The 19,047-nt window shown below is 62.5% G+C and carries 19 protein-coding genes and 1 pseudogene; 12 read left to right on the top strand and 8 right to left on the bottom strand.

Going from position 1 to position 19,047, the window contains the following annotated elements:
- Positions 1-160: 160 nt before the first annotated feature.
- Positions 161-781: a LysE family translocator gene (locus CAF73_RS23810; RefSeq protein WP_085704256.1), complete on the top strand. Its 621-nt coding sequence runs from the start codon at positions 161-163 to the stop codon at positions 779-781.
- Here CAF73_RS23810 and CAF73_RS23805 read toward each other — a convergent pair.
- Positions 778-1,191, bottom strand: coding sequence for a VOC family protein (locus CAF73_RS23805; protein WP_085704255.1), 414 nt, complete (start codon positions 1,189-1,191; stop codon positions 778-780). The genes CAF73_RS23810 and CAF73_RS23805 overlap by 4 nt on opposite strands.
- A gap of 109 nt (positions 1,192-1,300) precedes the next feature.
- On the opposite strand from CAF73_RS23805, the gene CAF73_RS23800 reads away from it, so the two are divergent.
- Positions 1,301-2,383: a bifunctional transcriptional activator/DNA repair enzyme AdaA gene (locus CAF73_RS23800; protein WP_085704254.1), complete on the top strand. Its 1,083-nt coding sequence runs from the start codon at positions 1,301-1,303 to the stop codon at positions 2,381-2,383.
- A gap of 56 nt (positions 2,384-2,439) precedes the next feature.
- Positions 2,440-3,066: a DNA-3-methyladenine glycosylase gene (locus CAF73_RS23795; protein WP_085698912.1), complete on the top strand. Its 627-nt coding sequence runs from the start codon at positions 2,440-2,442 to the stop codon at positions 3,064-3,066.
- Positions 3,067-3,126: 60 nt separating this feature from the next.
- Here the strand turns inward: CAF73_RS23795 and CAF73_RS23790 are convergent, their stop codons facing one another.
- From CAF73_RS23790 to CAF73_RS23775, 4 genes are all read right to left on the bottom strand, one after another.
- A complete protein-coding gene (locus CAF73_RS23790) occupies positions 3,127-4,521 on the bottom strand; it encodes a hypothetical protein (protein ID WP_085704252.1) in 1,395 nt (464 codons plus the stop codon).
- 157 nt (positions 4,522-4,678) lie between these two features.
- Positions 4,679-5,776 (bottom strand): extracellular solute-binding protein, encoded by a 1,098-nt coding sequence (locus CAF73_RS23785; RefSeq protein WP_085704249.1) that lies wholly within the window; start codon positions 5,774-5,776, stop codon positions 4,679-4,681.
- A gap of 2 nt (positions 5,777-5,778) precedes the next feature.
- Positions 5,779-6,894, bottom strand: coding sequence for an agmatine deiminase (gene aguA, locus CAF73_RS23780; protein WP_085704246.1), 1,116 nt, complete (start codon positions 6,892-6,894; stop codon positions 5,779-5,781).
- Between the two features lie 99 nt (positions 6,895-6,993).
- Positions 6,994-7,878 (bottom strand): LysR substrate-binding domain-containing protein, encoded by an 885-nt coding sequence (locus CAF73_RS23775; protein WP_085698792.1) that lies wholly within the window; start codon positions 7,876-7,878, stop codon positions 6,994-6,996.
- 233 nt (positions 7,879-8,111) lie between these two features.
- Here CAF73_RS23775 and CAF73_RS23770 point away from each other — a divergent pair, with 233 nt between their 5' ends.
- Positions 8,112-8,600, top strand: coding sequence for a GFA family protein (locus tag CAF73_RS23770; protein ID WP_085698790.1), 489 nt, complete (start codon positions 8,112-8,114; stop codon positions 8,598-8,600).
- 33 nt (positions 8,601-8,633) lie between these two features.
- Here CAF73_RS23770 and glp read toward each other — a convergent pair whose 3' ends face one another.
- On the bottom strand, positions 8,634-9,839 hold the full coding sequence (gene glp / locus CAF73_RS23765) for a gephyrin-like molybdotransferase Glp (RefSeq protein WP_085704243.1): 1,206 nt from the start codon (positions 9,837-9,839) through the stop codon (positions 8,634-8,636).
- The gene (gene moaB / locus CAF73_RS23760) at positions 9,836-10,375 is read right to left on the bottom strand and encodes a molybdenum cofactor biosynthesis protein B (RefSeq protein WP_085704240.1); all 540 of its coding nucleotides are present in this window, start codon (positions 10,373-10,375) and stop codon (positions 9,836-9,838) included. Before moaB ends, glp begins: the two co-directional genes overlap by 4 nt.
- Before the next feature lie 298 nt (positions 10,376-10,673).
- Between moaB and CAF73_RS23755 the strand changes: the two genes are divergently transcribed.
- From CAF73_RS23755 to CAF73_RS23720, 8 genes and pseudogenes are all read left to right on the top strand, one after another.
- Entirely contained in the window at positions 10,674-11,573 is a 900-nt protein-coding gene (locus CAF73_RS23755; protein WP_085704237.1) for a LysR family transcriptional regulator, read from the top strand.
- 108 nt (positions 11,574-11,681) lie between these two features.
- Entirely contained in the window at positions 11,682-12,524 is an 843-nt protein-coding gene (gene fdhD / locus CAF73_RS23750; RefSeq protein ID WP_085704234.1) for a formate dehydrogenase accessory sulfurtransferase FdhD, read from the top strand.
- A complete protein-coding gene (gene moaC, locus CAF73_RS23745) occupies positions 12,521-13,006 on the top strand; it encodes a cyclic pyranopterin monophosphate synthase MoaC (protein ID WP_085698780.1) in 486 nt (161 codons plus the stop codon). Before fdhD ends, moaC begins: the two co-directional genes overlap by 4 nt.
- Complete coding sequence (locus tag CAF73_RS23740) at positions 13,003-13,254, top strand: MoaD/ThiS family protein (protein WP_085698778.1); 252 nt, start codon at positions 13,003-13,005, stop codon at positions 13,252-13,254. The genes moaC and CAF73_RS23740 overlap by 4 nt, the downstream gene beginning before the upstream one ends.
- A pseudogene (locus CAF73_RS30600) lies at positions 13,244-13,396 on the top strand (molybdenum cofactor biosynthesis protein MoaE); the annotation flags it as partial. The gene CAF73_RS23740 and the pseudogene CAF73_RS30600, both read left to right, overlap by 11 nt.
- 71 nt (positions 13,397-13,467) lie before the next feature.
- Entirely contained in the window at positions 13,468-14,814 is a 1,347-nt protein-coding gene (gene chrA / locus CAF73_RS23730) for a chromate efflux transporter (protein ID WP_085704231.1), read from the top strand.
- A 423-nt stretch (positions 14,815-15,237) separates the two neighbouring features.
- Complete coding sequence (locus CAF73_RS23725) at positions 15,238-16,602, top strand: glutamine synthetase family protein (protein ID WP_085704228.1); 1,365 nt, start codon at positions 15,238-15,240, stop codon at positions 16,600-16,602.
- A 144-nt stretch (positions 16,603-16,746) separates the two neighbouring features.
- On the top strand, positions 16,747-18,030 hold the full coding sequence (locus CAF73_RS23720) for an FAD-binding oxidoreductase (RefSeq protein WP_085704225.1): 1,284 nt from the start codon (positions 16,747-16,749) through the stop codon (positions 18,028-18,030).
- Between the two features lie 48 nt (positions 18,031-18,078).
- Here CAF73_RS23720 and CAF73_RS23715 read toward each other — a convergent pair whose 3' ends face one another.
- Entirely contained in the window at positions 18,079-18,864 is a 786-nt protein-coding gene (locus CAF73_RS23715; RefSeq protein WP_085704222.1) for a DeoR/GlpR family DNA-binding transcription regulator, read from the bottom strand.
- Between the last annotated feature and the right edge of the window lie 183 nt (positions 18,865-19,047).

Here is a 19,047-nt window from a genome sequence, read left to right as displayed (position 1 = left end):
TTATCACCCTGTAACGGTTTCAGAGTTGACGGTACGGTAGAAAGTTCGAATGGATTCACGCCCGTCCATCGCTGTACCGCGACTCTGCTGCCTGACTGTACGGTTCGGCCTCACTCGCGCACATGATAAAAATAGCGCTCCCGTCACCGGAGCCCGCCCCATGGATCTCGCCACCCTCTCCCTGTTTCTGCCCGCCTGTTTCGCCTTGAACATGGCGCCGGGGCCGAACAACCTGTTGTCGGTCAGCAACGCCACTCGCTACGGCTATCGTCGCGCCTGCGTTGCCGGTATCGGCCGGTTGCTGGCGTTCGCCGGGATGATCGCCCTCGCGGCGGCGGGGCTGGCGGTGGTGCTGCAAACGTCGGAACTGTTGTTCTACGGGATCAAGATTGTTGGCGCGGGGTATCTGCTGTATCTGGCGTGGCAGTTGTGGCGGGCCATGCCTGCCGCCGAAGACGCCATTGCGGCGCCGGCGAACGGGCTTCTGGCCCTGGCACGTCAGGAGTTTTTGGTGGCAGCGGGCAATCCCAAGGCAATCCTCATCTTCACCGCATTCCTGCCGCAATTCGTCGACCCGACCCGCGCCATCACTCCGCAGTTCACGCTGCTTGGCGTGCTGTTCCTGCTGCTGGAATGGATCGCCATCAGCGCCTACGCCTACATGGGCCTGCACATGCGCCGCTGGTTCGCCGAGCCGCGCGGCAAGCGGATTTTCAATCGCTGCTGCGCGGGGCTGTTGTCGGCGGCGGCTTCGGTGTTGCTGATGGCCAAACGGGCCTAAGCTTCGGACGGGCCTTTGAGTTCGACCTGATTGCCGTCCGGGTCGAAGCAGTACAGCGACAGGCCGTTGCCCTCGGCGCCAAAACGGGTGGCGGCCTTGTCGACGCTCAAGCCACAGGACTGCAGATGGCTGACCAGCGCCGCTTCATCGAACGGTTCGATGCGCAGGCAGAAATGATCGACATTGCGCCGTTCGCTGCCTGCAGCGGCGCCGCCCTTGCGGCCGATTTCGCCGTCGAGGTCGACCAGGTCGATCATCGACGTGCCGGCGCGCAAATGCACCAGACCGAACTTTTCGTTGCGCTTGACCACTTCGGCGCCGAAGACCCGGCCGTAGAAATCAATGCTGCGTTGCAGATCGGCAACGCGCAGCACGATGTGATCGATGTGTTGAATCGTGAACGGTGGCATACCTTCATTTCCCGAGTTGTAGCGACCCGATCACTGTAGTGCAGCGGCCCGAAAATTCACTGTCGTTTTTTCGGTGGAGCCATCGAATAACTGGTTTTATCCTCGGCCCATGAACATACAGACCGCTGCCCTGCCCCCTCACGCCGAAATGGTTCGCGCCATGCTCGCAAGCGACACTGCCTATGAAGGCGTGTTCTTCACGGCGGTGAAAACCACCGGGATTTTTTGCCGCCCTACCTGCACGGCGCGCAAGCCGAAACCGGAAAACGTCGAGTTCTTCGCCCACGCTGACGAATGCCTGTCCGCCGGATACCGCGCCTGTTTGCGCTGCAAACCGCTGGACGCTGCCGCCATCGCCCCGGACTGGGTACAACGGCTGTTGAAAGCCGTCGACGCCGATCCGGAACTGCGCTGGAGCGATGCGCAATTGCTTGCCGAGGGCATCGAACCGCTGAAGCTGCGGCGCTGGTTCAAGCAGCATTTCGGCATGACCTTCCATGCGTGGCTGCGCACCCGCCGGCTCGGTATGGCGTTGGGCGGGATCAGGCAAGGCACGTCCATCGACCACGCCGCGTTCGATTCCGGCTATGAATCCCTCAGCGGTTTTCGCGATGCGTTTCAGAAGTCGTTCCACATCACGCCGGGCCGTGCAGCGGCCAGCGAACCACTGCTGTTCACCCGTCTGACAACGCCGTTGGGCCCGATGATCGCCATGGCCGAGCGGCGTGGGCTGGTGTTGCTGGAGTTTCTCGACCGCCCGGCGCTGACGAGGGAAGTCGAGGAGTTGCAGAACCGCTACGGCTACGTGGTCGCACCGGGACACAACGCACATTTGCAGCAGATCGAAAACGAACTGGCGCTGTACTTCGCCGGCAAGCTGAACGAATTCAGCGTGCCCTTGCACCTGCCCGGCAGCGAGTTTGCCCGTCAGGTCTGGGCCCAACTGCGACTAATCCCCTACGGCCACACCAGTACCTACGGTGCCATCGCCGCCCGGCTGGGCAAGCCCGGCGCCAGTCGCGCCGTGGGCCTGGCCAACGGGCACAATCGGCTGTCGATCGTGGTGCCATGCCATCGGGTGATCGGTGCGGACGGCTCGCTGACCGGTTATGGTGGCGGGCAACCGCGCAAGGCGTTTCTGCTCCGGCTGGAGAATGCCGCCGTGCAACTGACGCAACCTTTGGCGTTCTGACACACCGACACTCACGCCTTCCCGGCTTTCAAATCAATGGATCACTGACGTTGCCGATACCCGATCCCTACCAACCGGCCAGCGCGTTTCTGGCCAGCCTCGACGCCGACTGGCAACGCCATATCGCTGCGGTCGGCCCATGCCTGCATCGGCCGCATCCGGCGCGTGATCCCTATGAATCGCTGGTGCGGGCCATCGCCTATCAGCAACTGCACGCCAAGGCCGGGGATGCAATTGTCGGTCGGCTGGTGGGGTTGTTTCCCGAACAGACGTTTCCACGTCCCGAGCAGATTCTGGCGACAGACTTCGAACGGCTGCGCAGTTGCGGGTTTTCGGCGGGCAAGATTGCGACGATTCAGGGGATTGCTCAGGCGACCCTGGACGGCGTGGTGCCGGATTACGCCACGGCACTGGTGATGGAGGATGAAGCGCTGATCGAGCGCTTGGTCAACCTGCGCGGGGTTGGGCGCTGGACGGTAGAAATGCTGTTGATCTACAGCCTGGAGCGACCGGATATTCTGCCGGCCGATGACTTTGGCGTGCGCGAGGGCTATCGGCGATTGAAGGGGCTGGAGGTGCAGCCGACGCGCAAGCAGATGATCGATATCGGGTTGGCGTGGCGCCCGTTTCGCACAGTGGCGGCCTGGTATTTGTGGCGGGTGCCAAAAGCGGTTTCAGCCTGATCCTCCCGAAATCTCGGGAAGGCTGGGCAAGCGTATTCAGGTGCAATCCCCCGCCAGTTCTTACGGGAAAATCATTTTTATCTCCTTGTCCGAGTAGCTGTAGTTCCAACGCAACTCGGTTCCTGCCGGAATATCCTGTGAGGCAAACATCGCGTTCAGGACGTATGGCCGGTTGACCAGCCGGTCACCGATCAGAATGTCCGCTTCGACCTTGAAACCAACGGTCTGAACGTTGTAGCCGTCCGGCGATTGACGAACCGGCTTGCCCGAGGCGTCGTATTCAAAGTTCGTGTTGATTCGCGAAATGATGTTGTCGCCGATGACCACTACCGGCTCTTCAATGAACTTGCCCGGTCCGTAACGCAAGTACACGCCCGCCAGCATGGTGAATGTCTGCTCTTCGCGCCTTATCAGGCGCAGCGGGCTGAGTGTTCCGCCATAAAGGCCCAGCGCTTCGCCTTTGGCGATGCGCCGGTTGGCGACCACCATGTTTTGTCCGATGAGGGCTTTTTCGCCCGGAACCTTCACGTCGACCTCGGTAAAAATGCGCAGTTCGAGATTTTCTTCATAGAGCCTGGCCACGTTTTCATAGCCTTCAAACTGGATGTAAGGCTTGATCGGCCCCGAGCGAAATCGCTCACCCGTGGTCAGGGTGGCCAGGGTTTCCAGTTTGCGGATCCGCACCGGCCTGCCAAAGGTATCGCGCAACGGGTATTTACCATTGTTGGCGCGGTCGTAGGTACCGAGGCGATTTCCCCGCAACGAATAGCAAACCTCCTGGCGCATGGTGTCGAGTTCCTTTTCGGTGAAGGACTTGATCGGCATGGATTCCGAAGCCAGCTCGAACTCGTCATCGGAAGAGTCATGGCGCGGCCGTCCTTCATCGCCCTCCGGGCGAGAAACGTTTTCCAGCGTCGCGTCGGCATCAGTGCGCGGATCGGGGATGCGGTAGCGCTCCGTGGCAAACTCCTCAAGCGGGTGCCAGACCCGGCCGTCGCTGTCGCGCTCCAGAACCGGGCCGGAGGGGTTGGTTTCGCTGGGCAGTCTGGCCCGGAACAGACCGGTCTGCGGATCGGCGCCCACCTGGACAATGCCCTGTCCTGGCAATTCGGCAAACTGACGCCCCTTGAAAGACCTGAAGCCTTCGGCATCGATGTCGGTCAGCCGGCCTGCTGCCGGGACGTGATACGCGTCCAACGAACGTTGACCAAGCTCGGGGCCCGGGCCCGAATCGATGACTGGCATTGCATCGCGCAAGCTGACCGATGGCACCGGGCTGGCTCGCCCTCCACCACTGACATTCGGCGTGCTAACGACATCGGGGTGCACAGGCGGCGCGGGCGGGGTAACAGAGACCCCGGGCCTGATGGCCGGGCCCGGCGTAGCGGCATCGAGGGAAGGTTTCAGGTGTACATCACCCGGGCCGTTGCCCTTGGTTGGCGGTTTGATTGGCATGTTTTCTTCCTTGAATGAGGGCCATCTCAGAGCCTGATATCAGCAACTGACAGGGCGCCCGGCGTCATTGCCGGTTCAAATCCATGGCGAAAAACCTATCAGACTCCCCGCAGCACACCCACGCCCAAACCGCTTCAAGATGATTCCAGGCGTCCGCTCACAGCCCTGACTTCAATCGGCTGAAGGCCCGGATCAACGCCCGGTTGAACGCCTTGCCATTGTCGTTCTTGCTGTACAGCGAAGCCCTCACCGCCGCCGGCGGATAAGTCCCCGGATCATTGCGAATCGCCGGATCGACCAAGCCGTCCGCTGCCGTGATCGCATTGGCGTAGTGAATGGTGTCAGTAATCGGCGCAATCACTTCTGGCGTCATCAAGTAATCCATCAGTGCCAGCCCGGCCTCCGGATGCGGTGCATCCTTGGGAATGACCATGGCATCGAACCAGATCAGCGTGCCCTCCTTCGGGATCCGGTAATTCAACTTGAACGGTTTTTTCGCTGCTTCAGCCTGGCCAGCCGCGATGGCGACGTTGCCGTTCCACGACATCGCCACGCAGGTGTTGCCGTTGGCCAGGTCGCTGATGTTCAGGTCATTGTCGAAGTAGCGGATGTACGGGCGGATCTTCGCCAGTTGCTGCTCGGCAAGTTTCAGGTCATCCAGGCTCTGGCGGTTGATGTCCAGACCCATGTACTTCATGACCGCGGCGAACACTTCGTTCGGATCATTGAGCAGGCTCACTCCGCAATCGGCGAATTTCGACACCACTGCCGGATCGAACAGCATCGCCCAGCTGTCCCTTGGTGCCTGCGGCAGGCGCTGCTGCACGGCCTCTTCCTGATAGCCGACGCCGGTGGTGCCCCAGGCGTAGATGCCGGCGTAGCGGTTGCCCGGATCGAACACCGCCATGTGCTGACGGAACTCATCGCCGACCCCGGCAAAGTGCGGGAGCTGCTGCTTGTTCAAGGTCTGGAACGCGCCGCTCTCGATAGCCCGTGACAGGTGCTGGCCGGCGGTCAGCACCAGGTCGTAGCCGCTGCGGCCGGTGAGCAGTTTGGTCTCGACGGTTTCCAGCGAATCGAAGTGATCGGCGACCACCCGAATCCCGGTTTTCGCCTCGAAATTCTTCAGGGTATCCGGGGCCAGGTACTCGCCCCAGATGTACAGGTTGACCACCGGCTTCGCCGTTTCGGCGGCCTGCACACACAGGGGTGCAAGCACCAGCAGTAACGCTTTACTCAGGTTGTGCAGGCCCATGCTCAGGCTCCTCTTTTCTGGCCGGCGTATTGCGGCATGGTGATGCACGCGACGTTACCGCCACCGAGCAGGATTTCCCGGGAGTTTTCGATGCCGACGATCTTGTGCTGCGGGAACAGTTTGGCGAGGGTTGCCAGCGCCACCTGATCGTTGCGATCACCGAACAACGGCACCACGATCGAGCTGTTGCCTGCGTAATAGTTGATGTACGACGCACAGATTCTGGTGCCGGCCTGACGGGTGTGGGTGCTGTTCTGCTGGTCGAGGCCTTCGGCTTCTTCGGCGGTCCACTCCAGCACATCCGGTTGCGGCAGTTTGTGCACGATCAGCTCGCGGCCCCGGCTGTCGCGGGTGCTGCGCAGGATGTCGTAGGCCTCCTGATAGATTTCCCATTGTGGGTCGTCGCGGTTGTCGGTCCATTGCAGCACCACTTCGCCGGGGCGCACGAAGCACGCGAGGTCGTCGACATGGCCGTCGGTTTCGTCGAACTTGCAACCGCGCGGCAGCCAGATCACTTGCTCGGCGCCGAGATAGTCGGTCAGGCGGCGGGTCACCTCGTCCTTGCCCAGGTGCTGGTTGCGATTGCGATTGAGCAGGCATTGCTCGGTGGTGAGGAGGCTGCCCTGGCCGTCGCTCTGAATGCCGCCAAGTTCGGCAATCAACGGCGCGCGATAACGATCGAAGCGTTCGATCTCGAGGATCTTGCTGGCGATCTGATCGTCCTTGTCCCACGGGTAGTAGAGCCCGCCATCGAGGCCGCCGTAGGCGTTGAATTCGAAGTCGACACCACGCACTTCACCGCTCTGGTCATTGACCACAAAGCACGGGCCACTGTCGCGGAACCAGGTGTCGTTGCAGGTCATCTCCACCACCCGCACCTGCGGCGGCAACTGGCGGCGGGCGGTGGCGAACTGGGCCGCCGAGGCGCACACCGTCACCGGTTCGCTGTGGGAGATCGCCGTCACGATCTGCACCCAGACTTTCTGCGCAGGCTTGGCGCCGTTGCGCCAGACATCGGTGCGCTCCGGCCAGCCGAGCCAGCAACCGGACTTGGCTTCAAACTCGCCGGGCAGACGGAAACCGTCCTGTTTCGGGGTGGTGTCGAGCAAACGTGCCATGGTCAAACCTCGTCATCGGGATGGGAATGACCTCAGGCTACGGTCGTGGGCCGTCACGTCGCCAACGATGATTATTTCGGAACAGTTGAATTCAACTCATCAATCCGCCAGCTGATCGTTGAACCACTCCAGCATTTGCGCCACCGCCGGACGCTCCAGCCGCACCCGCTCGCAAACCAGCGCGTATTGGCCCAGCGCGGTCATGCTGGAGGTGAACGGTCGCACCAGACGCCCGCTCTGCAAGTCTTCCTGCGCCGTGAGATTGTCGCCCATCGCCACGCCCTGCCCTTGTGCCGCCGCCTCCAGCGCCAGCCCGGCGTGGGCGAAATACAACTGACGCTCCGGACGCAAGTCGCCAGCATGGCTGGTAAGCCACGCGGTCCAGGTCTTGCCGTCCTGATCGTCGTGCAGCAGGCAATGGCGGGCCAGGTCCTTCGGGGTTTTCAGAGTGCCCTGGTTGAACAGGCCGGGGCTGCACACCGGGAAGAACTGCAACGCCGGCAACGGGCGGACGAAGTACGCGCTGCTGTCCACCGGGCCGGTGCCGTAAGTGATCGCCAGATCGATGTCCTCACCGGGCGCGGTGGCGTCGATCGGTTGTTCGTAGAGGTGCAAGGTGATGTGCGGATAACGCGCGTAGAAATCGGTGAGACGGTTCATCAGCCACTTCTGCGCCAGTTCCGCCGTGACCGCCAGCCGCAATACGGCGAGCGAGGACGGATCGCGCAATTCATCGCAGGCATCGCCGATCAGCTCGAAGGCCTGTTGCAGGCTCTGCATCAAGCGCCCGGCGGCGATGGTCGGGCGAATCTGCCGGCCTTCGCGGATGAACAGCGACACACCCAGTTGCTCTTCGAGCTGGCGGATCTGGTGGCTGACGGCGCTGTCGGTGACGCACAGTTCGGCGGCGGCACGGCCGAAATGCGCGTGGCGGGCGGCGCATTCGAAGGTCCGCAGGGCGGCCAGGGAAGGTAGTCGGCGCATGGGTTGGGGTCCCTTTTTTTGCGGACATGCTGACCTTCGGATTCGTGGGCGTCCAGTTGTACCGCTTTATCGTTCATCGTGAGCAAGCTCGCTCCCACAGGTTTTGCGGTGTGCCCTCAATCTTTCAAACTCTGAATAACCCTGTGGGAGCGAGCTTGCTCGCGATAGCGGCGGCACAGGCGCGACATCTCTTCTAGGCTGAACCGCACCGACAAAAAATCCGGAGGCCACTCATGCACCTCGAAGGCTCCTGCCACTGCGGCGCGGTTTCATTCACCCTCGACAGCGCCCACCCCTACCCTTATCAACGCTGCTACTGCTCGATCTGCCGCAAGACCCAGGGCGGTGGCGGCTTTGCCATCAACCTCGGCGGAGACGCGGCCAGCCTCAAGGTGCGCGGGCGCAAACACATCACGATTTACCACGCAAAAATGAAAGACGAAGGCGATGCCCGCGCCCACCGCAGCACCGCCGAACGGCACTTCTGCTCGCTGTGCGGCAGCGGTCTATGGCTGTTCAGCCCGGAGTGGCCGGAGCTGATCCACCCGTTCGCCTCGGCCATCGACACGCCATTGCCGGTACCGCCGGAACACACTCATCTGATGCTCGGCTCGAAAGCGCCGTGGGTCGAAGTGCAGGCCAGCGCGAAGGATCAGCAATTCGAGGTCTACCCGGAAGAATCCATCGCCCAGTGGCACGAACGACTGAAATTGACCCGATAGCCGCCCCAGTCTCCGACAGATTGTTGATCGCGCTCAGAACAGCTCGCTGAACGGAATGAAACGCAACGGATCACCCATCTGCAAGGTGCTGTTTTCGGGGATTTCCACCAGTCCGTCGGCCCAGGTTGCGCCGAGCAAAACCCCGGAACTCTGGTTCGGATACAGCGCCGCCCGCCCGCCTTCCAGGCGCACCCGCAGGTATTCGCGGCGGCTGCCGGGTTTCGGCCAGTCGAAGCCGGCGTTGACCGTGAAGCTCAGCGGCATCACCTCCTCCACGCCTTGAATGCGCAGCAGATACGGGCGCGCCAGCAGGCCGAAGGTAACCAGTGCTGAAGTCGGATTGCCCGGCAAACCGATCACCGGCACCGTGCCGAAATGGCCGACCGTCAGCGGTTTGCCAGGTTTGATCGCCAGTTTCCACAGCAGCGGTTTGCCGTTGTCGCGCAGCACCTGGCCGAGGCAATCGGCGTCACCGGCAGATACGCCGCCGGTGGTCAGAATCAAATCGGCCGCCACTTGCAGTTGCTCGAGTTTGAGCCGGGTCTGCGCCGGGCGATCGGGAAGAATGCCGGCGTCGATCACTTCGCAACCCAGTTCGCGCAACCAGTGGTCGAGCAAGGTGCGGTTGCTGTTGTAGAGGCTGCCGGGACGCAGCGGCTGCCCCGGCTCCACCAGCTCATCACCGGTCGACAGCAATGCCACGCGTGGGCGACGCACCAGCGGCAGATGTGTCATGCCCTGCCCCGCGGCGACAGCCAGTTCGAACGGGCCGAGGCGTTTGCCGGCGCGCAGCAGGGTGTCGCCAACGCGATTTTCCTGGCCTTGGGCGCGGATGTTCTGACCGACCTTCAGCGGTTGCAGGAAACGTACGCGGCCGTCTTCCAGCACCTCGACGTTTTCCTGCATCTCCACGCAATTGGCGCCATTGGGCAAGGGCGCGCCGGTGAAGATTCGTGCGCAGGTGCCAGGCAACAGGGTGTCCGGCGCCAGCCCGGCGTAGACCCGCTGCGACACGCTCAACGGCTGGCGATGCAGGTCGGCGAGGTTCAACGCGTAGCCGTCCATGGCACTGTTCGGCCATGGCGGCAGGTCGAGGGTGGCGACCAGATCGCTGGCCAGCACACGTCCGCGCGCGTCATTGAGCGGCACGGATTCGCTGTCCGGCAGGCGTCGTTCATCGGCCATCGCCAACAGTTGGTCGAGGGCCTCCTCGACCGGCATCAATCCCGGCTTGCTCATGCGCGCGGCCCGCAGGCTTGCACCGGTTTGAGGTGCGGAACGAAGTTGCAGGGGCGGTGACGGTTATCCAGCTGTTCGGCGAGGATGGCTTCCCACGCGGTGCGGCACGCGCCGGTGGAGCCCGGCAGACAGCACACCAGCGTGCCGTTGGACAGCCCGGCCAGCGCACGGCTTTGCACGGTCGAGGTGCCGATGTCGAGAATCGAGATTGCGCGAAACAGCTCGCCGAAGCCGTCGATCTGCTTGTCCAGCAGGCAAGCCACGGCTTCCGGAGTGCTGTCACGTCCCGTGAAACCGGTGCCGCCGGTGATCAGCACCACTTGAATGGTGTCGTCGGCGATCCACTGCGCAACCTGGGCGCGGATTTTGTACAGGTCGTCCTTGAGCAAGTTGCGTTCACTCAAGGTGTGGCCGGCTTCCAGCAGGCGGCTGACCAGCAACTGGCCGGAGGTGTCGCTGGCGTAGTCGCGGGTATCGCTGACCGTCAGCACGGCAATATTCAGGGGAACGAACAAGGCATCCGATTTAACACTCATGGCACTCTCCGACCTTAGTCAATTCAATGGATGACGAGCCTAAGTGCCGCTTGTGAGGACTGTCTAATCACTCTGGCCAACCACACTATCGACCTGCTCTATCGGTGATTTTTTTCAGCACTTCATTCCCTGTCCGGCCCAATGAAACCGGGCGTCATCGAAGCCCTCGATAAGCTCTTAAACACGGCCGATTGGACGAAAAAAGCTGTCGATGGGATCGTCGCTCCCTGCGCTTTCCGTGCGCCGTACGCATCTGCGTCAATACTCAATCAAAATTCCTTATCGAGCAGGTGCCGTCGTGGACATCAAACAACTCAAGTTCCTGATCGCGCTGGACGAAACCCGCCACTTCGGCCAGGCCGCCGCGCGCTGTCACATCACTCAGCCGACCCTGTCGATGCGCCTGCGCAACCTGGAAGACGAGCTGGATCTGGTGCTGGTCAATCGCGGTCAGCGCTTCGAAGGTTTCACCCAGGCCGGCGAACGCGTACTGGCCTGGGCCCGCACGCTGCTGGCGGCCCACGACGGGTTGTTCGCCGAAGCCGCCGCCTGCCGGGGGCAACTGGTCGGTAGCCTGCGTCTGGGTCTGGTGCCGCTGAGCAACTTCAATCCGGTCAATTACATTCAGGGTTTGTCCGGGATTTATCCGGAGCTGAAGTACAGCCTGTCGTCGCTGAGTTCGGACGAGATCATCGAAGGCCTGGGCAACAATCAGCTGGATTTGGGCGTGTGTTATCTGGACCACGTCAACCCGAACTATTTCGACTTTTTCGAGATTGGCGAAACCCGCGTCGGCCTGCTCTACGACACCCGCCACTTCCATTTCGAAGGCCCGGAAATGAGCTGGGAAGACGCCGCCGAACTGCCGCTGGGAATGATCACCACTGGCATGCACTACCGCAAATCCATCGACCTGAGTTTTCGCAGTCGCGGGCTGAATCCACAGCCGATCATGGAAAGCGATTCGACCTATCAGCTGTTGCAGGCGATTCACCAGGGTTTCTGCTGCTCGATCATGCCGCTGGACAGCGGTCTGGAAGAGCCGATCGAACACCTGGCTTTCATCAATCTGCCGGACGCCAGCGTGCTCGCGCCGCTGGGGCTGGTGATGCGCAAGACCGAACCGCGTTCGGCGATTGCCGAGAAGTGTTTTGCCGAGGCGCGCAAGATGTTCGGGATCCAGGCGCCTGCCGATTAACGCCTTCAGTGATCGACCAATCCAATCACTGCATCGGAACAAGCGATTGGACGCCTTTTTCCCTGCCCCGTAGCCTGAAACCACTTCAGCGCTTCGGGGACTTTCAGGATGCTGTGCCAAGTTGAACAACCCATCGAACCGGGCGACGCCAACGCCCCCGCGCCCCAACCGGCGCAAGTGGCGTACCGCGAATACCTCGACAACGCGCCGGTGTCCCACGCGGCGCTGGCGGCCGAAATCGCACTGGCCATCAGCTACAACGGCCTGAATCAAGCCGTGATGATGGTCTCGCCAGGCAACATCGAGGACTTCATTCGCGGCTTCAGCCTGAGCAATGCGATCGTCGACCGCCTCGACGATATCCATGACATTCGCCTGACCCACTTCGACCAGGCCTGCCAGGCCGACGTGCAGATTTCCAGCCGTGCATTCTGGGCCCTGAAGGATCACCGGCGGCAGATGGCAGGCACCAGCGGCTGCGGCCTCTGCGGCGTGGAAGCCCTGGAGCAGGCGCTGCCGCAACTGGAAATCCTGCCCCCGACACCGCTGCCACCGGCGGCCCACTTCGACGGTATCCGCCAGCGCATCGAACAGGCCCAGCAACTGGCCCGCAGCAGCGGTGCACTGCACGCGGCGTTGTACTTCGACGCCGCTGGCAAAGCGCTGCTGTGCCGCGAAGACATCGGCCGCCACAACGCCCTCGACAAGCTGATTGGCGCCCTGCAATTCGAAGGCCTCGATGCGCGTCAGGGCTTCGTCGTGGTCACCAGCCGTTGCAGCCTCGAGCTGATCCACAAAGCCGTGCGCGCTCGCCTCGGCACCCTCGTCAGCCTGTCCGCCCCGACTGCGCTGACCGTGCGCTGGGCGCTCAAGCACCGCTTGAACCTGATCCACGTCCCGCACCGCAACGCCCCGCGAATCTACAGCCCGATCCAGGAGCCCACCCCATGAGCGACACCCTCACCCACCTCGATGATCAGGGCCGCGCCAACATGGTCGACGTCAGCGACAAAGCGGCGACCCGCCGCGAAGCCACCGCGCAAGCCTGGGTGCAGATGCGCCCCGAAACCCTGCAAATGATCCAGTCCAACGGCCACCCCAAGGGCGACGTGTTCGCCGTGGCGCGGATCGCCGGGATTCAGGCGGCCAAGCGCACCCACGAGTTGATTCCGCTGTGTCATGCGCTGCTGCTCAGTTCGATCCACGTCGAGCTCAAGGCCTGCGAACCGGACCGCGTGCAGATCACCAGCACCTGCCGCCTCACCGGCCAGACCGGCGTCGAGCTCGAAGCCCTGACCGCCGCCAGCGTTGCCGCGCTGACGATCTACGACATGTGCAAAGCGGTGGACCGGGCGATGGTCATCGGCGACATCCGTCTGCTGAGCAAACAGGGCGGCCGCTCCGGCCACTTTCAATGGGAGAACCCGCAATGATTCTGATCAACTACTTCGCCAGCTACCGTGACCGCCTCAATCTGGGCGGTGAAAAAATCCCGGCCAGCGACACCCTCATTTGTGTCGAGGACGTGCGGCAAATGCTGATGCAACGCGGCGATCTGTGGCGTGAAGTGCTCGGCGCCGGCAACCTGATGTGCGCGGTCAATCAGGAGCTGTGCCAGCCGGATCAGGCGATCGAGGATTTCGACGAAATTGCGTTTTTCCCACCGGTTACGGGGGGTTGAGGCCTGTTCGTTCATCATGGATGTGCTGAAGACCCGTGCGCCGTTCTGGAAGCGTGAGACTACGCCGCAGGGTTCACATTGGGTCGAGGCGCGGCAGAGTGATCGGAATGCGGCGGCTCGCTGGAGTTTGGCGCATGCCTGACGGGGCACTGTCGGCTGCAACAAAAGCCTGATTAGATAGCGGCTCCTGCCAACTCGACCGTGGAACCGCATTTGAGCACAACGCCCCCCGAGGACTTGCCCCGCCCCCAGCCTGTCAGCCTGCGTCAGGCCTGGCCTTTCTGGCTCAAACTCGGCTGCATCGGCTTCGGCGGCCCCGCCGGGCAGATCGCGATCATGCATCAGGAACTGGTAGAGCGCCGGCGCTGGATCTCCGAGCGCCGCTTCCTGCACGCGCTCAATTACTGCATGTTGCTGCCCGGCCCGGAAGCCCAGCAACTGGCGACCTATATCGGCTGGCTGCTGCATCGAAGCCGTGGCGGCGTGCTGGCCGGGGCGCTGTTTGTGCTGCCTTCGCTGCTGATCCTGATTGCCCTGTCCTGGGTGTACATCGCGTTTGGCGACGTGCCGGCGGTGGCCGGGGTGTTTTACGGAATCAAACCGGCGGTGACCGCGATCGTGCTGCACGCGGCCCATCGCATCGGTTCGCGAGCCTTGAAAAACAGCTGGCTGTGGGCGATTGCCGGAGCGGCGTTCGTGGCGATCTTCGCCTTCAACGTGCCGTTTCCGCTGATCGTGCTCGGCGCAGCGTTGATCGGTTATGTCGGCGGACGCTGGGCCCCGCAGCGCTTCAGCAACGGCGGTCATCGTGGTAGCGAAAAATCCTTCGGCCCGGCGCTGATCGATGACGACACGGCCCCGCCCGAGCATGTGCGGTTCAGCCTGCCGCGACTGTTGCGCCTGGTACTGATCGGCGCGCTGCTGTGGTGCCTGCCGATGGTGTTGCTGACCGCGCTGTTCGGCTGGAACGGCACCTTCACGCAGATGGGTTGGTTCTTCACCAAAGCGGCGCTGCTCACCTTCGGTGGCGCTTACACCGTGCTGCCTTACGTGTATCAGGGCGCGGTGGGGCATTACGGCTGGCTGACGCCGACGCAGATGATCGACGGCCTGGCGCTGGGCGAAACCACGCCGGGGCCGCTGATCATGGTGGTCGCGTTTGTCGGGTTCGTCGGCGCTTACGTGCAACCGACGTTCGGCCCGCAACACGCGTTCGCCGCCGGTGCACTGGCCGCGACGCTGGTGACCTGGTTCACCTTCCTGCCTTCGTTCCTGTTCATCCTCGCCGGCGGGCCACTGGTGGAGTCGACCCACAACGAACTGAAATTCACCGCACCGCTGACCGCGATCACGGCATCGGTGGTCGGGGTGATCCTGAATCTGGCGTGTTTCTTTGCTTACCACGTGTTCTTTCCCAAGGGTTTTGCCGCACAGCCTGATTTTTTTGCGCTGTTACTTGCGCTCGGCGCCACCCTCGCGCTGTTTGTTTTCAAGCGCGGCGTGATCGAGGTGTTGATCGTTTGCGCCCTCGTCGGGCTGGGGTTTCATCTGTTGCGCTGAGCCGGCGACTTGCCGCCCGCTTCGGAATCAGGCGTTTACTTATCCCGGACTTCCCCCTTACTATCCAGCCACACCGGCATGGCGGGACACTCCCGCCGCCGACGTTTTCCGCCAACGGAAACACGCGTCATGAGCACGTCACTACAACAATCAGAATCGTTGAACGTCTCTGCACTGTGCGCCCTCCTTCACAGGGGCCGCGCATGAATCGCATCGTCAATCTCCCCATGGCCCTGAGCCGTTCCAAGCTGCGTCACTCCGCACGCCCGCCGGATATCTGCCTGCACGTCTGATCGCGCCGCTAAAAATCGCGACAGCTTCCCCTCTTTTTTCGATATCCCTGCCAAGACGCCCGAGCCTTTTGCCGCGCTGCGTCCGGCCCGAATCTGCGCGCCTGTGCGGCGCCATCGTGAGTGATTGATTATGAAATTCGCAGCCATTGAAGACGCCCGTAAATTCCTCAAGCAGAACCCCGACATCGACATGATCGAGCTGTTCATCCTCGACGCCAACGGCGTGCCGCGCGGCAAGTTGTTGCACCGCGAAGAACTGCTCGCCGTGTACGAAAGCGGCCGCCCGCTGCCGAGCACCATCCTCGGTCTGACCGTCCATGGCGAAGACGTCGAGAACTCCGGTCTGGTGTGGGACGTCGGCGACATCGATTGCCGCGCCTACCCGCTGGAAGGCAGTCTGGTGCGCCTGCCGTGGCGGCAGATACCGACTGCGGCAGTGCAGGTCAGCATGCACCCGGAACAAGGCATGCCGGCGAGCATCGCCGACCCGCGTCATCTGTTGATCAAGGTCATCGACCGCTTGCAGGCCGAGGGTTACCACCCGGTGATGGCCTGCGAGCTGGAGTTCTACCTGCTCGACGCCAAACGCGATCTCAACGGTCGCCCGCAACCGGCGCTGGATGCCGACGGTGGTCGACCGAGGCACACCCAGGTCTACGGTTTGCGTGAGTTGGAGCAGATCGAACCGTTCCTCGCCGACCTCTACAGTGCCTGCAAGCTGCACGGCATTCCGGCACGCACGGCGATCTCGGAATACGCGCCGGGCCAGGTGGAAATCACCCTCGAACACGGCGATGCGCTGGAGGCGATGGACCAGGCCGTGCGCTACAAACGGCTGGTCAAGGCCGTGGCGCACAAGCACGGGATGCAGGCGACCTTTATGGCCAAGCCGTTCGATCACCTGGCCGGCACCGGCATGCACATGCACGTCAGCCTCGCCGATGCCGAGGGACGCAATCTGTTTGCCTCCGAAGACCCGGCCGGCACCCCGCTGCTGCGCACGGCGATTGGCGGGATGCTCGCCTCGCTGCTCGATTCGCTGCTGCTGTTCTGCCCGAACGCCAACTCCTACCGCCGTTTCCAGGCCAACAGCTACGCGCCACTGGCGCCGACCTGGGGCGTCGACAACCGCACCGTCAGCCTGCGTGTGCCCGGCGGCCCGGCCAACACCCGGCACATCGAACACCGCATCTGCGGCGCCGATGCCAACCCGTATCTGGCAGCGGCCGCGATCCTGGCAGGCATTCATCGCGGCATAAAAGAAGACATCGATCCGGGTGAGCCGGTGGAGGGCAACGGTTACGCGCAGGCGAAAGAACTGCTGCCGACCGACTGGCTGACCTCGCTCACGGCATTGGAAAATTCGGCGTGGGCACGGGATGCGCTGGGGCAGGAATTCCTCGGGGTGTATCTGGCAGTCAAACGGGCGGAGTACCGGCAGTTCATGGCCGAAGTGGGTGAGCAGGACTGGCGCTGGTACCTCACAGAAGCCTGATTAATCACTCCGCCCCTTGTGGGGGCGAGCTTGCTCGCGAAAGCGTCGTCACATTCAACATTTCAGGTGACTGACACAACGCATTTCGCGAGCAAGCTCGCTCCCACAGGGTCCGTGCACCGACTCCCGAATCTGGACACTGAAATGACTGAACGCAGCAATTCCTACTACACCGCCACCCTCAACCGCGACACCGACTACCCGACCCTGCAAGGCCGGCACAAGGTCGATGTGGTAATCATCGGCGGCGGTTTCACCGGCGTCGCCACGGCTGTCGAGCTGGCGGAAAAAGGCCTGAAAGTCGCCATCGTCGAAAGCCACAAGATCGGCTGGGGCGCCACCGGGCGCAATGGCGGTCAGGTCACCGGCAGCCTGTCCGGCGACGGCGCGATGCGCAAACAGATGCGCAACACCTTGGGCGATGAGGTCGACGACTTCATCTGGCACCTGCGCTGGCGCGGCCACGAAATCATCCAGCAACGGGTCGAAAAATACGGCATCGATTGCGACCTCAAGCACGGTCATTTGCATGCGGCGTACAAGCCGAGCCACATGGACGGCTTGCGCAGCGACTACGACGAAGCCGTGCGTCGCGGCATGGGTGATGAGGTCAGCCTGCTCGACCGCAGCCAGGTGCGTGACCTGCTGCAAAGCGACCTCTATCACGGCGCAATCAAGAACACCCGCAACATGCACCTGCACCCGCTCAACCTGTGCATCGGTGAAGCGCGGGCGGCGGAAAGCCTTGGCGCGCTGATCTTCGAAAACAGCGAAGTGCTGGAGATCATCCACGGCGTCAGCCCCGCCGTACGCACCGCTCACGGGCAGATCGACGCCAATCAGGTCCTGCTGGCCGGCGACGTCTACCACAAGCTCGAACCGGGCCAGCTCAAGGGCAAGATCTTCCCGGCCATGGGCGGCATCGTCACCACCGAACCGCTGGGAGATCTGGCCAAGCAGATCAACCCCGAAGACCTCGCCGTTTACGACTGCCGCTTCGTCCTCGACTACTACCGCCTCACCGCCGACGGTCGCCTGTTGTTCGGCGGCGGCGCCAACTACAGCGGCAAGGACTCACGGGACATCGCCGGCGAACTGCGGCCGTGCATCGAACAGACTTTCCCGGCGCTCAAAGGGGTGAAGATCGACTACCAGTGGAGCTGCGCGATGGGCATCGTCATCAACCGCATCCCGCAACTGGGCAAGCTCTCGGACAACGTCTGGTATTGCCAGGGCTACTCCGGCCACGGCATCGCCACAACCCACATCATGGGCGAGATCATGAGCCGGGCGATCACCGGGCAGATGCAGCAGTTCGACACGTTTGCCGCGTGCTCGCACATTCGCGTGCCGATGGGCGATCTGCTGGGCAATCCGATGCTGGCGGCGGGCATGTGGTACTACCAGATGCTGGAAAAACTGCGCTGACCGAAAAGGCCCCATCGCCAGTGATGGGGCCTTTTTTTGCCGCAAACCTCAGTCAGGCAACTGCTCCACCTCAATCCCCAACCGCTGATAATCCTCGACACTTCCTGACGCCACATGCCGTTCGGTGATCAGCGTATGCAAGCGCTCGCACGGCGCCACCACAAACGGTTCCACCGCGCCGAGCTTGTCCGCCGTGGTCACGGCAATGACCCGCGCCGCACAGTCCAGCAGCGCCTGCTTGACCGGCACTTCATCGAAATGCAGCGAGGTGATGCCCACCTCCGGATGAATCGCGCAGACCCCGGTAATTGCCAGATCCGCCTTGATCCCCGACAGCAGCCGCAGCGCCTCATGACCACCGGCGGACATGGTTTTCGGATTCAACTGCCCGCCCGCCAGAATCACCTTGATGCCCGGATATTCGGACAACGCAATCGCCGTCATCGGCGATGCCGTGACCGCCGTAAGGTTGATATCCCTGGGCAACGAGCGCGCCACCTGCAACGCAGTGGAACCGGAGTCGAACACCACCGTTTGCCCGTTCCTGATCTGCTGTGCCGCCAATTGCGCCAGACGAATCTTCACCTCGTCGATCTCGTCCAGCCGGGTGAAGTAATCCTTGCCGGTGTCCTTGGGCCTCGGCAGCGCGCCGCCGTGCACCCGCTGCACCAGCCCGGCACTGTCCAGCTCGGCCAGATCACGGCGGATGGTGTCTTCCGACACCGCAAAATGCTGGCTCAACTCGGACGCCATGACCTTGCCGTCACGTTCGAGGATCAGCAGGATTTTCTGTCGGCGCAGGGAAGGAAGCTCGGAAGCGGAATGATCGTGCATGGTTTTGCCTGTTTGTGCTTGTCATTGCAGGTTTTTGCGAGCTTAGCCAAGCAAACAGGCAAACACAACGCCGGTATCAATGGCTTCGATCATTGGAATCACGAAGCCGAATTTTTTCTTTTGACCCGCCCCCGGCAGAATGGCCGCACTTTCAAAAGGACCAGGATGAACACCCCATGAACC

The organism is Pseudomonas sp. B15(2017) (assembly GCF_002113215.1).
In the GTDB taxonomy this organism is placed as follows: Bacteria; Pseudomonadota; Gammaproteobacteria; order Pseudomonadales; family Pseudomonadaceae; genus Aquipseudomonas.
The sequence above is the reverse complement of the archived record's forward strand: the minus strand, read 5'-3'. Positions and strand labels throughout refer to the sequence as shown.